This window comes from Microbacterium kunmingense (genome assembly GCF_023155745.1).
Lineage (GTDB): Bacteria > Actinomycetota > Actinomycetes > Actinomycetales > Microbacteriaceae > Microbacterium > Microbacterium kunmingense.
Genome location: NZ_JAKNUS010000008.1, coordinates 88,378 through 100,492, shown reverse-complemented (window position 1 = coordinate 100,492; position 12,115 = coordinate 88,378). Strand labels below are relative to the sequence as shown.

General features: G+C 71.9%; 10 protein-coding genes. 5 read left to right on the top strand and 5 right to left on the bottom strand.

Annotation, left to right across the window (positions count from 1 at the left end):
• Positions 1-161: 161 nt before the first annotated feature.
• Positions 162-440, bottom strand: coding sequence for a VOC family protein (locus MA875_RS12600; RefSeq protein WP_372492577.1), 279 nt, complete (start codon positions 438-440; stop codon positions 162-164).
• Positions 441-523: 83 nt separating this feature from the next.
• Entirely contained in the window at positions 524-1,489 is a 966-nt protein-coding gene (locus MA875_RS12595; protein ID WP_248242601.1) for a DNA-3-methyladenine glycosylase family protein, read from the bottom strand.
• A 134-nt stretch (positions 1,490-1,623) separates the two neighbouring features.
• On the opposite strand from MA875_RS12595, the gene MA875_RS12590 reads away from it, so the two are divergent.
• Positions 1,624-2,373: a hypothetical protein gene (locus MA875_RS12590; protein ID WP_248242600.1), complete on the top strand. Its 750-nt coding sequence runs from the start codon at positions 1,624-1,626 to the stop codon at positions 2,371-2,373.
• Positions 2,374-2,393: 20 nt separating this feature from the next.
• On the opposite strand, the gene MA875_RS12585 is transcribed toward MA875_RS12590, so the two are convergent.
• The gene (locus MA875_RS12585) at positions 2,394-3,695 is read right to left on the bottom strand and encodes a nucleotide disphospho-sugar-binding domain-containing protein (protein ID WP_248242599.1); all 1,302 of its coding nucleotides are present in this window, start codon (positions 3,693-3,695) and stop codon (positions 2,394-2,396) included.
• The gene (locus MA875_RS12580; protein ID WP_248242598.1) at positions 3,692-5,872 is read right to left on the bottom strand and encodes a glycosyltransferase; all 2,181 of its coding nucleotides are present in this window, start codon (positions 5,870-5,872) and stop codon (positions 3,692-3,694) included. Before MA875_RS12580 ends, MA875_RS12585 begins: the two co-directional genes overlap by 4 nt.
• A gap of 95 nt (positions 5,873-5,967) precedes the next feature.
• Here MA875_RS12580 and MA875_RS12575 point away from each other — a divergent pair, with 95 nt between their 5' ends.
• Entirely contained in the window at positions 5,968-7,137 is a 1,170-nt protein-coding gene (locus MA875_RS12575) for a polysaccharide pyruvyl transferase family protein (protein WP_248242597.1), read from the top strand.
• A gap of 34 nt (positions 7,138-7,171) precedes the next feature.
• On the opposite strand, the gene MA875_RS12570 is transcribed toward MA875_RS12575, so the two are convergent.
• The gene (locus MA875_RS12570) at positions 7,172-7,924 is read right to left on the bottom strand and encodes a winged helix-turn-helix domain-containing protein (RefSeq protein WP_248242596.1); all 753 of its coding nucleotides are present in this window, start codon (positions 7,922-7,924) and stop codon (positions 7,172-7,174) included.
• A gap of 646 nt (positions 7,925-8,570) precedes the next feature.
• Between MA875_RS12570 and MA875_RS12565 the strand changes: the two genes are divergently transcribed.
• The 3 genes from MA875_RS12565 to MA875_RS12555 all read left to right on the top strand — a co-directional run bounded on the left by MA875_RS12565 (position 8,571) and on the right by MA875_RS12555 (position 12,093).
• On the top strand, positions 8,571-9,620 hold the full coding sequence (locus tag MA875_RS12565; RefSeq protein ID WP_248242595.1) for a LacI family DNA-binding transcriptional regulator: 1,050 nt from the start codon (positions 8,571-8,573) through the stop codon (positions 9,618-9,620).
• A gap of 114 nt (positions 9,621-9,734) precedes the next feature.
• Positions 9,735-11,042: an ABC transporter substrate-binding protein gene (locus MA875_RS12560; protein WP_248242594.1), complete on the top strand. Its 1,308-nt coding sequence runs from the start codon at positions 9,735-9,737 to the stop codon at positions 11,040-11,042.
• A 76-nt stretch (positions 11,043-11,118) separates the two neighbouring features.
• Positions 11,119-12,093, top strand: a complete 975-nt coding sequence (locus MA875_RS12555; protein ID WP_248242593.1) for a carbohydrate ABC transporter permease — start codon at positions 11,119-11,121, stop codon at positions 12,091-12,093.
• The last annotated feature ends 22 nt before the right edge of the window (positions 12,094-12,115 follow it).

The following is a 12,115-nucleotide window of genomic DNA, read 5'->3' as shown; positions in this document are numbered from 1 at the left end:
CGACCGACATCGGCGGCCGACGATCACTCCTCGTCAGGCCCCCGCGAGAGCATCCAATCGATGCCGAAGCGGTCGGTGAGCATCCCGAACCGTCCGCCCCACGGCGGAGTCTCGAACGGGGCCGTCACGGTGCCGCCGTCGGCGAGCGCGTCCCAGTATCCCTACAGCTGCGCCTCGTCGCTGCCGCTCACAGACACCGCGATCCCGGCGGGCTCGCGGTACGGCATGCTGGTCGGGGTGTCGGAGGCCATGAGGACCAGACCGTCCGGTGTGCGCAACTGGGAGTGCATGACCAGGTCGGACTCGGCCGGGTCCTGGGTCATCCCCTCCCACTGGCCGAACGTGTCGATCGACAGGTCGCCCCCGAAGACCCCGTGGTAGAACTCGATCGCCTCCCGGGCGTTGCCGCGGAACTGCAGGTACGGGTTGAGTGTGGTCATCGCTGATCCTCCGTAGGGTTCGCAGCCCCAGACCCCCGGAGTCGCCCGATGCCAGTGTGCCCATCCCCTCCGACATCGCGCCCTCACCGGTCGCGGTGGTCTTCGGGGTGCACCCGCGGGCCGCGCCGCGGCTCGTGCACCCCGCTCAAGCCGATGAGGCGGATGACCCGCTGGCGGTGGCCCTTCCAGGGCGCGAGCAGTTCCAGCATCCCCTCGTCGTCCGCCCGCGTGCCGGTGAGGGCGAAACCGACCTCGTGGGCGACGTGATAGTCGCCCACGCTCACGGCGTCCGGGTCTCCGAAGGCGCGGATGCGCGTCTCGGCAGCGGTCCAGACACCCACCCCGGGCAGACTCGTGAGCACGCGATCGCGCTCATCGCCGGTGGCCGCGGCGTGGGTGGCCCGTTCGATGCGCGTCCCCCGCTGCGCGGCGGCGACGAGGGTCCGGGCCTGCGGAGGTTCGAGTCCGGCGCGATGCCACGCCCAGGACGGCACGTGTCGCCAGCCGTCGACCGAGGGCGGCGCGTACATCGGCGCCGGGGTGGGACCGGGAGCGCGCTCGCCGAAGCCCCGGACGATCCGCCGCCAGGCGGCGAAGGCCTGCTTGCCGGTGACCTTCTGCTCGATGATCGCGCCCGCGAGCGCATCGAAGACCAGGTCGGTGCGGCCGAGGCGGAGTCCCGGGTTCCGCCGATGCGTCTCGGCGATGAGCGGGTGCAGTGACGCGTCGAACCCCTCGAGGTCGTCGTCCCTGCCGCAGAGCGCCGGCAGCTGCGCGATCGCCCACTCCGCTCCCGGTCCCCATGCGGCCCCGCGCACCGCACCGCCGGCGACCTCGCGGATCGCGATCGTCGCCACGCCCTCGGGTGTGCGACATGCGCGCCAGATGACCGGCTGGCCGTCGATATGGGTCGGGTCGCCGTAGCCGCGGCGCTGGAACAGCAGCACGCGGCGGAGGTCGAGCGGATGGCGCGGGCGATACTCGGTCTCCCGCGGCGGACCGCTCGGCACGCCGCCGGCAGCCGCCCGCGCGTCGCCAGGAAATCGCATGCCCGATCGCCGCGGAAGCCGGGGTGGAACGGGCGAGGTCACCCCTTCACGCTACGCGCGTCCACCGACATCCGTCGCCGTGTCCGGGAGGGGTCCGACGTCGCTTATGCTCGCCCGAGGAAAGGAAGGTGTCAGTGATCACTCCCGTCGTACCCGCAGTGAGAATCGTCATCCCCTGGCGTCCGGCGCCGTCGCGTCTGGACGCCTTCGACCGGGTCGTCGCCTGGTATCAGCAGAACCTCCCCGGGGTGCCGATCCTCACCGTCGACACCGGCGATGATCCGTTCGTGCTGGCGGCGTGCCGCAACGCCGCGATGCGGGATGCCGCGGTCGACGAGGTGGTCGTCATCGGCGACGCCGACACCATCCCCGAGCGTGAGCCCCTGCTCGCCGCGATCCGTGCGGCGGCGACGAGCAACCTGGTGCATCTGCCCTATGACGAGTACCGCTGGCTCGGCCGCACCGGGTCGGCGGACCACGCCGCGGGCACGGCCCTCGAACACTGCACCGTCGAGCAGCTCGTCGACGGGGCCTGCTCGGGCATCTACGTGGCGACACCTCGCACGTGGGCGGCGCACGGCGGTCAGGACGAGGGCTTCCGCGGCTGGGGCTTCGAGGATGCCGCGTGGTACCTCGCGCACACGACGCTCCTGGGCGCGCCGCCGCGCCGCCACCGCGGCCGGGTCTATGCGCTGCACCACGTCGGTGAGGCCCGCGCCGGCTCCGCGTATGACGCCAATGCCGCGCGCATGGAACGCTACCGCGACGCGGCGGGCGATCCCGAGCGAATGGCCGCGCTGGTGTTCGGCTACGAGGATCTGGATGCCGCGGTGCTCGCCGAACTGGACGGCGAACCCGGCCCTGTGCCTGACGCTGTCAGCTGAACACCGCGCCACCAGCGGAATCAGCCGGCGTTGGGCGCAAGGGTCGCGTAGGCGATCCGCGGTCCCGGGTGCGTGCGCTGCGCCTCCGCGATGCGGCGGAGGAGCGCCCGACCCGCGAACGCCGGATCGGCGACCTCGCGCAGCGCCTCCGCGAGCCCGTCCACGTCGTCGCGATTGGGATCGAGCGCGCGGCCGACGCCGGAGCGCTCGATGGCCGCCGCGCCGGCGAACTGGTCGGTCGAGAACGGCAGCACCACGAGCGGCACGCCCTGACCGACCGCCTCGGTGACGGAGTTGTTCCCGCCGTGGGTGACGGCCGCCGCGGCGGAGCCGAGCAGGCGGACCTGGGGAAGGTAGTCGGCGACGAGCCATCCCTCCGGCAGGTCGCCGAGGGCTGAGGCGGGCGTGGTGCCGGTCGCGATCGCGGCGCGAAGACCCGCCGCGCGAAGGGCGTCGGCGACGCGTGCGAGCACGTCGTCGCGCACCGACAGGAAGCTTCCGAGACTGACGTACACGAAGGGCTCGCCGCGCGCGATCCACGCGTCGACACCGGCGTCAGCCGGCTCCTCGCGGGGTGTAGACCCGAGGAAGCGGTGGGGCGGCAGCATCCGGCCATCGCCGGCGGCGAGCTCGGCGGGGTAGTTGAACAGCACCGTGTCGCCGTGAACCATGAAGGCGTCGTCGACGGTCACGGCATCGGCGTCGAGGGTAGCGGCCGTGGTGTTCCACTGATCGGTGAAGCGGCGCGCGACCTCGTCGCAGAGCGCTCGCAGGTCGACGAGTTCGTCGGCGCGCGGCTGCAGTGCCGCCGGCCATGCCGGCGGGTAGCCGTACACCTCGCCGGGCACCGGGAGGGCGCTCGGGTGGCCGAGCACGACATCGCCGTACGCGATGCCGGCGGTGTGCAGCGCGAGCCGCGCGCTGAAGGCCAGGTGATCCACGAGGATCGCGTCGGGCGCCACCTCGTCGACCACCGCCAGCGTCGCGCGCGCACGGTCCACCGGCTGCCACATGAGGTCGGTCAGTCGCTCACGTGCCTGGTAGGTCAGCGTCGGCACCATGCCCCGCCGGGTGGCGGCGAAGAATCCCTCCAGAGACGCCGCCTCCGCGGCATCCTGTTCGGATGATCGGATGACGCGGGCGTTGGCCCCGCGCCCGAGGGGGAGGTCGACACGGCGATAGCCGAACTCCGCCACGATCGGCGCCGTCGCGGGGCCCGTGGCCACCACGACGTCATCGCCCGCGTCGCGCCACGCCGTCGCGAGGGCGGCGAGGGGGAGGAGGTGCGAGGCGTAGTCGGGACTGATGACGAGGAGCGTCACGTCAGCAGTCCCGCGGTGCGCCGCAGCTCCGCCTCGTGCCGGGCGACGTTCAGGTACATCGGGGTGAGAGTGGCCGCCATTCCCTGGATCGTGAAGCGCTCGGCCACGAGGGTGCGCGACCGTTCGGCCCGGCGCGGGTCGCCGTCGGCGGCGGCGTCGAGCGCCCGGCCGATCGCGGAGACGAGGGCCGCGGGATCGGCGGTGTCGGTGAGGAAGCCGGTGTCGCCGTCATCGACGTAGGTGGCGGGCCCGCCGCTGTCGGGGGCGACCACGACGAGCCCCGTGGCCATCGCCTCGAGGATCGCCAGGCCGAACTCCTCCTTCACGCTCGCGCAGACGTAGGCCCCACCCGGCGCGATGGTGCCGGGGATGCCGAACCGGGCGGCGGCGAGCCAGGCGGCTGCGACGTCGTTCGAGCGGTGCCCCGCGATGACGAGGCCCCGCTCCGCGCGCTCCGGCGCGGGAACCGCGGCGTCGATCAGATCGAGCTGGTGACGCTCATCGCTCGACGGATCGGCGAGATCCCCGCCGACCACGAGCAGGTTCGCACGATCGGCCAGGTCGGAACCCGCCCAGGCGCCGACGAGCGCCGCCATCCCCTTGATCCGGTGCATGCGGCCGACCGTGACGAGCAGCGGGAGCTCCCGGCGGGCGGGGGAGAGACCGTCGATGAGGGCCGCCAATTCGGCGAAGGGGCCCTCGGGTCGGGCGCCGGCGGCCACGGCGACAGCGCGGCTCAGGGCATCGTCGACGATGGCGAGGTCGACGCCTTCGGCGACGACCGTGTGGCGTTCGGGGTGGGAGGTGATGTCGATGCCGATGAGCGCGCGCATGTCGCGCTCGAGCTCGGGACGGGGGAAGAACACCGAGTGCGCTGCCGACGCCGCGAGGCTCTGCACGAGGTGACTGCGGAACCAGAAGTGCTCGGTGCGGTCGACCTCGCCGAAGTCCTCGCGCGACAGTCGTCCCGATCGCTCGAGCGAGGCGATGACACTGTGCGGATCGGGGGCGACGGTGAACACCGTCGGGATCCCGAGTTCCCGTGCCACATCGGCGGCGGCCAGGCTCCCGACATCCGCCATCCTCAGGTGCAGCACGTCGACGCGCCCCGCGGCGCGCAGAAGACGGCGGATGCCACGGCGCACGGTCACGCGCAGATGCCAGGCGGTCGCCGACGACGCCGGGATGCTCGTCAGGGGGACGTGTCCGTAGAGGTGGCCGCGTTCGCCGCCGGCCATCTGCAGGAGGTCGGGGCCCGCCTGGGCGACGGTGCCGCGCGAGAGGGTCAGCACGCGGTCGACCACCGAGCCGTCGGAGATGAGGGCGTCGCCCAGACGCACCAGCAGGGTCGCGATGCCACCGTTGTCACCGGCGCCGGACGCCGAGAGGGCGGGGTCGATGTCGGCGTGGAGGAAGAGCTGCGCGACCGTCAGGCCGCCGTCGCCCCCGGCATCGTCCGCCGTTGTGCGGGTGCGCGGCGGGTCGGCGTCGATGAGAGCGAGCCGAGCGAGATCGCCGATGAGGCCTCCTTCGGCGACGAGGTCTTCGAGGTGGGCGATGACGTCCGCATCCGCGCGCTGCCCGAGCGCGGCGACGGCCGCTTCGCGGACGGCGGGGGGAGCTGTCGTGTCCGAGGCCAGGGTGCACAGCGGTGCGGTCGTGAGCGGATGGCGCACCAGCCCGAGCGTCTCGGCGAGGCGCACGCGTGCCTCGACGCCCACCTCGCCGGTGGCGGCGCTCAGGAGGGCGACGGCGAGGAGCTCGCCGCTGCCGGCCGCCCACTTCTCCAGGGTGTGCTGGGCGAGCATTCCGGTGAACCCGCCGGCGATCACAAGCGAGATGAGCGGCGCGATGGCGGCGGGGCGGGCCGGTCGGCGGCCGAGCGCCCACGCGGCGTGCTCGACGATGAAGCGGCGCTCGTCGTCGAGGAGGGTCACCAGCAGCGCACCCGCGGCTTCGTCGTTCATCTCGGCCAACGCGTGCACGGCGGCGATCGCCGCGATGTCGTCGGAGCCGACGAGCGCTGCGGAGAGGACCCGGAGGGTGCGCACACCGGGATCGCGCCCGGCCTCGAAGGCGACGTCGTCGGCGGCCTGGAGAGCCTGCACGATGGTGGGTGCTTCGGTGATGCGGTCCATCGCCGTCTGGATGCCCATCGCTGCCTCCGATGCGGTCACCGCCCGACCGGCGATCGGACGAGGTGCGGCGACCCGTTCGGAAGTCTACGGTTGTCCGGGTGCCGGAGGACCGGCTTGACGTGAAGGGACCGCGTGTGAACGTACTGACCATCGGCGACATCGGGGTGCTCGGCGGCATCATCCACATCGGTGATGAGGCGATGTTCGAAGCGGCGGCCGACGAACTGTCGGCCCGTGGAGGGCGCGTGGTCGGGGTGTCCTCCGCTCCGGATGAGTCGGCGGCGCGGTACGGCGTCGACGCGGTCGGTCGCCTGGGCTTCGTGGGCCTCGACCGCGAGGCTGCGCGGGAGCGCGCGGCCATGCTGCGCGCGGCGGCCGCGGGGGAGATCCGACTCGCCGAGGGCGATCCCGCGCGCGGGGCGCTCGACGCGCTGGATGACGCTTCCGGCGTGCTCATCGCGGGCGGGGGCAACCTCGCCTCGCGTTGGCCGGTGCACGTCTATGAGCGCACCACCCTCGCGGTGATGGCCCGCGCGCGGGGGCTCCCGGTGGTGGTGAGTGGGCAGACGTTCGGCCCCGATCTCGACGACGAGGATGCGGAGCGGGTCGCCGCCATGACCCGGGACGCGGCGTGGACGGGAGTGCGGGAGCACGACTCCGCCGCACTCGTCCGGGGGTGGGGCGCACGGGTGCACGACGGTGTCGACGACGCCTCGTTCCTCGCCGGCAGTGACGACGCACCCGCCGAGCCGTACGTTCTGGTGAGCCTGTCGGGATGGTTCGCGGGACGGTCCGCCGACGTGGTCGAAGCGGGCATCGCGCGGCTCCTGGACGCGGCTGCCGACACCGTCGGCCCCGTGGTCTTCCACGCGCATTTCGGCCCGGTCGCCGCCGGCGCCGAGCCGATGGGCGACGCGGCGCTGCACGAGCGGGTGCGGGAGCGGATGACGCGCGAGAGCAGCGTGCTGCCGAGCGGCGACTCGCGGAGGGCGGCGGCGCTCGCGCGCCGCGCTCGGCTGCTCGTCACGAGCAGATACCACCCGGCGGTCTTCGCCGCGCCGGCCGGGGTGCCGATCCTCGGTCTCGCCGCCGATGACTACACGCGCATCAAGCTCAGCGGTGCTCTCGGGCACTGGGGTCAGGAGGGGGTCGTCGACCTCGACGACCTCGGCGGCGCGCCGGATCGCCTCCGCGAGCTCGACGCGCGGCGTGGGGCGATCGGAGAGGGTGCGGCGGCCCGGTTCGAGGCGCACCGCGCCGATGCGGCGGGGTGGTGGGACACGGTCGCCGAGAGCCTCCGATAGGAGAGTCGGCCGCGCCGGTTCCCGGAGCCCGGGGTCAGAAGCGGTCGGGCGAGGGCGTGCCGTGGCCGAAGCGGATGACGACGTCGGCGTGACGGTCGAAGCGGTAGCCGACGCCGCGGACGGTGCGGACGATGTCCTCGTACCGACCGAGCTTGGCGCGCAGACGCCGCACGTGCACATCGATGGTGCGCTCGCCCGGGGCATCCTGCTCCTCGGCACCCTGCCAGAGCGACGAGACCAGCTCGGCGCGCTCGATCGTGCGTCCCTCGCGAAGGACGAGGTACTGCAGCAGCTCGAACTCCTTGAAGGTCAGCGCCGCTGATTCGCCGTCGATGACGACGCGCTTGCGGGAGATGTCGACGACCACGCCGCGGGCGGTCTCGTCGTCCTCCTCCGGCTCCTCGGGCTTGGTGCGGGCGACGGCGGCGGGCTCCTGCAGCGCCAGACGCACCACGTCGACATCGCGCCCGCCGGCGCCGGCCGGCGCCAGCGCCACGGTGGCGTAGGTCTCGGCGTCGGGGGCGAGCTCGGCGAGCGTGCGGCGCAGGGCATCGACGAGGACGGGGAGGCTCACCCCCGAGGCCTGGGCCTTGGCCTCGTCGAAGCCGACGTAGAGGGCGAAGCCGCGGGGCGCGGTGCCGGGGGGAAGGTGGCGCTGGGGTGCCGGGGCGGCGGGCTTGGTGGCGGCGGGTTCGGCGGCGGCAGGGGCCACGTCTTCGGCGGGTCGCGGAACGGCGCGGAGGTGACGGGCGGGGGCGGGGCGGTCGAGAAGGGCGGTGGTCGACATGATGATGTTCCTCGAGGGAGCGGAACCCGCGGAGTCGGGGTTCGGGGAGTGCTGCGAAATCGGCCGGTGAGGCCGGGCTCGAGACATCCGCTGCGCATCGTGGTGCGCGAGAACGGCGGCGTCTCGGGGGACGTGTCGGGCGTCGCCTGCGCGGGTAAGCGGAGCGGCGACGCTGATGTCCGGCGGGATTACCGAGTCAGCGGCACATTCGACAACACATGACAACGCGGCCGGCCACCATCATGCCGGCAGTCCTGTTCGCCTCCCAGGCGGACAGAGAGCGTGCGTCGTCAGTCATGCGGCTGATTATGGCCGATGGCCCCTGTCGTTGGCAAATTCGCCGCGGCGCGGCATCCGTTCTCGCGGTTCTTCGCTCGTCTCGCCTGCACGCATCGGCGGGTCTCAGAGCCGACGCGCCGCGGTGGCGGCGGAGGTGCCGGCGCGTCATCCCGCATCCCCGCGGTTGCGTACACGGCGCGGCGCGAAGGCGAGGGGAGCGGATGCGGCAGGGCGACGGCACAGGGGTTTGTTGCGAATTGCACCAAACCCCTTGTGTGAGTCGGAACCATGTGTCACCATCGTCGAAACGCTTCCGCGAAGCGCTTCGACAACCCGAACCAGACACCAACCAGACGACGGAGTCCCGATGGCGAAGATCGATGAGGTGGCCAAGGCCGCCGGTGTCTCGATCAGCACCGTGTCGTACGCCCTCAGCGGCAAACGGCCCGTCTCGGCCGACACCCGCCGACGCATCGAAGAGGCGGTCGAGCGCCTCGGGTACAGCCCGAACGCCGGAGCCCGCATGCTCGCCGGCCGGCGCACCCGCATCTTCGCCCTCACCGAGCCGCTGCGGAAGGACACGCACGCGCCCACCCACATGGCGTTCGTGCTCGCCACGGCCGTCGCCGCGCGCCGCAACGACTACGACGTCCTCCTGCTCACCGACGAGGACGCGCAGGCGGGCATGCGCCGCGTCGCCTCCAATCGTCTGGTCGATGCGATCCTCGTGCTCGATGTCGCCCCCGACGACCCGCGCGTCGCGCTGGCGCGCGAGATCGAGACGCCCACCGTCTTCATCGGCGTGCCGAACGACAACGAGGGACTCGTCTGCGTCGACCTCGACTTCGAAGCCGCGACCCGCGAGGCGGTCGGACGGATGGCGCGGGCCGGCCACTCCCGCATCGGGCTCGTCGGTCAGCCCGAGGTGTCGTACTCGCGTTCCAACTTCCCCCCGCGCGTGCGGGACGAGTTCTTCGCCGCGGCGGGGATGTTCGCCGTCGCCGCCGAGTTCCGCGCCACCGGGCACGAGCACGCCACCGACGCGAGCGTCCGCGCGGCCGCAGCCGAGCTCCTCGACGCCGGCGCCACGGCCCTCGTGCTGCACTGCCCCGAGGAATCGCACCGCGCGGTCCTCGCCGAGCTCGACGCCCGCGCACTCCGCGTCCCCGACGACGTCTCGGTGATCTCCGTCGCGCCGACCTTCGACACCGCCGCGCTCCCGCGTCCCCTCGACGCGCTGCCGCTCGTCCCGCAGGCCTCGTGCGACCTCGCCGTCGACCTCGCCCTGACGTTCTTCGACGGGGACCGCCCGGCCCCCGGCATCCGCTTGATCCCACCCGCCTATCTCGACCACGGCTCGCTCGCGCGCGTTCCCGACGCTCCCAGAGCGGCCGTGGCCGGTCCCGTCGTCGACTGACGCCGAACCTCCCGTCCGTTTCCGCTCGCGCGATTTCGAAGCGCTTCGACAGCTCCACGCACCACTCACATGCACATCCGACCGACGAAGGTCACCGAGAAAGGAGTGCCACCGATGGCACGCATCACACGTAAGACGACGGCGCGAGCGGCCACGGCCGCCGGCGCGCTCGCCGCGACCGCGCTCGTCCTGTCCGCCTGCGCGGGAGGTTCGGGGGGCGAATCCGACGACACCCTGACCCTCTGGCACTACGAGGGCGAGAACAGCGCCATGGGCATCGCCTGGGACGAGGCGATCCGCATCTTCGAAGAGGAGACCGGTGCGACGGTCGAATTCGAGGAGCGCAGCTTCGAGCAGATCCGCTCCACCGCCAGCCAGGTCCTCAACTCCGACGAGGCGCCCGACCTCATGGAGTTCAACAAGGGCAACGCCACGGCCGGGTTCCTCGCCAGCCAGGGCCTCATCACCGACATCACCGAGGCCGTCGAGGAGTACGGCTGGGACGACCAGCTCGCTCCGGCGCTGCAGACCACCGCGCGCTACAGCGAGGAGGGCGTGATGGGGTCGGGTGCCTGGTACGGCGTTCCGAACTACGGCGAGTTCGTCACGGTCTACTACAACAAGGATGCCTTCGCCGAGGCGGGGCTCGAGGTCCCGACGACCTACGACGAGTTCATCGCGGTGCTCGACGCCTTCGTCGCGCAGGGCATCACCCCGCTCGCCGAGGGTGGGCTGGAATACCCGCTCGGGCAGCTCTGGTACCAGCTGGCCCTCAGCCAGGCCGACCGCCAGTGGGTCAACGACTACCAGCTGTACGAGAACCCGGTCGACTGGAGCGGCGAGGAGATCACCTACGCGACCGAGACGCTCAAGGAATACCTCGACGCGGGCTACTTCTCGCCCGACGTGACGGGCATCGCGGCGGAGGACGCGGGCCTGTCGTTCATCAACGGCACGTCGCCGATCTTCGTGTCGGGCAGCTGGTGGTACGGCCGCTTCGTCGACGAGATCACCGATTTCGAGTTCGGCGTCTTCCCCTTCCCGGGCAGCGACCTGAGCCTCGGCTCGTCGGGCAACATCTGGGTCGTGCCCGAGCGCGCGGCGAACAAGGAGCTCGCCTACGAGTTCATCGACATCACGTTGCGTCCCGAGGTGCAGGCGCTGATCGGCAACAACGGCGGGCTGCCCGTCGCCGCCGATGAGGCCGACATCACCGATGAGAAGAGCCTCGAGCTGATCCAGGCGTTCAACGCCGTCAATGAGGCCGACGGACTGTCGTTCTACCCCGACTGGCCCACGCCCACCTTCTACGACGCCCTCGTCGCCGAGCTCCAGGAGCTCGTCAACGGCACGAAGACGCCCGCCGAGGTGCAGCAGTCGCTCGGCGAGGAGTACGACTCCTACGTGGCGGACTTCCGCTGATCGAACCGGCCGGGGTGCCGTCTGCCACACGGCGGCGCCCCGGCTCCCACCCCGGCACACACCAGGAGTCCCCGCGATGTCCGCTGTCCCCTTCGTCCGCGCTCCGCGGACCAAGCTCCCTCCCGAGGAGCCGCTGATCCCGCAACGGCGGGGCGGCGGCACCGCCGGCTACTGGCTCTATCTGATCCCCGGCCTGGTGCTGGTCACCGTCATCGTCGTGGTGCCGCTGGTGTGGAACATCTACCTCAGCTTCACCGACTGGCGCGGCATCCGTCCGCCGGAGTTCATCGGCCTCGAGAACTGGATCGAACTCTTCGGCGACGCGACGTTCTGGACCTCGTTCATCAACAGCGTCTGGATGATCGTGGCGATGGTCATCTTCCCGACCCTCATCGGCCTGGTGCTGGCGGCCCTGTTGTTCGACGTGATCGGTCGGAAGTACGGCGGGCGCCTCGCGAGCTTCCTGCGCGCCACCTATTACCTCCCTCAGATCCTCCCCGCCGCGATCGCCGGCATCGTGATCGGCTGGATCCTCCGCCCGCAGGACGGGGCGCTGAACACCATCCTCGAGAGCATCGGCCTCGGCTTCCTCGCCCAGAACTGGCTCGGCTCTCCCGTCACCGCGCTCGGCAGCATCATGGTGGTGCTCGTCTGGATCCAGATCGGCTACCCCGTCGTGGTCTTCATGGCCGCGCTCCAGCGGGTCGACCCCGAGCTCTACGAGGCCGCCGAGCTCGACGGCGCGAACTGGTTCCAGCGGTTCCGGGCGATCACCGTCAGCATCATCCGCCCCGAGATCTACGTCGTCACCCTCACCTGCACGATCGCGGCGCTGAAGGTCTTCGGCCCCGTCTACGTGCTCACCCGCGGCGGCCCCGGCGATTCGACGATCGTGCCGGCGTACTACGCCTACAGCGAGTTCTTCCAGTCGCAGCAGGTCGGCTACGGCGCGACCATCGCCACCGCGCTGACGGTCGTGATCGCGGTCGTGTCGATCCTCTTCATCCGCGCGCAGAACGCCGCGGAGCGCAAAGAAAGGGCGGGACTGTGATGGCCACGACCCTCGCCGTGAC

Coding starts and splice junctions, on each gene's coding strand:
- MA875_RS12600 (WP_372492577.1), bottom strand. CDS start 440: ATGACCACACTCAACCCGTACCTGCAGTTCCGCGGCAACGCCCGGGAG.
- MA875_RS12595 (WP_248242601.1), bottom strand. CDS start 1,489: ATGCGATTTCCTGGCGACGCGCGGGCGGCTGCCGGCGGCGTGCCGAGC.
- MA875_RS12570 (WP_248242596.1), bottom strand. CDS start 7,924: ATGTCGACCACCGCCCTTCTCGACCGCCCCGCCCCCGCCCGTCACCTC.
- MA875_RS12565 (WP_248242595.1), top strand. CDS start 8,571: ATGGCGAAGATCGATGAGGTGGCCAAGGCCGCCGGTGTCTCGATCAGC.
- MA875_RS12560 (WP_248242594.1), top strand. CDS start 9,735: ATGGCACGCATCACACGTAAGACGACGGCGCGAGCGGCCACGGCCGCC.
- MA875_RS12555 (WP_248242593.1), top strand. CDS start 11,119: ATGTCCGCTGTCCCCTTCGTCCGCGCTCCGCGGACCAAGCTCCCTCCC.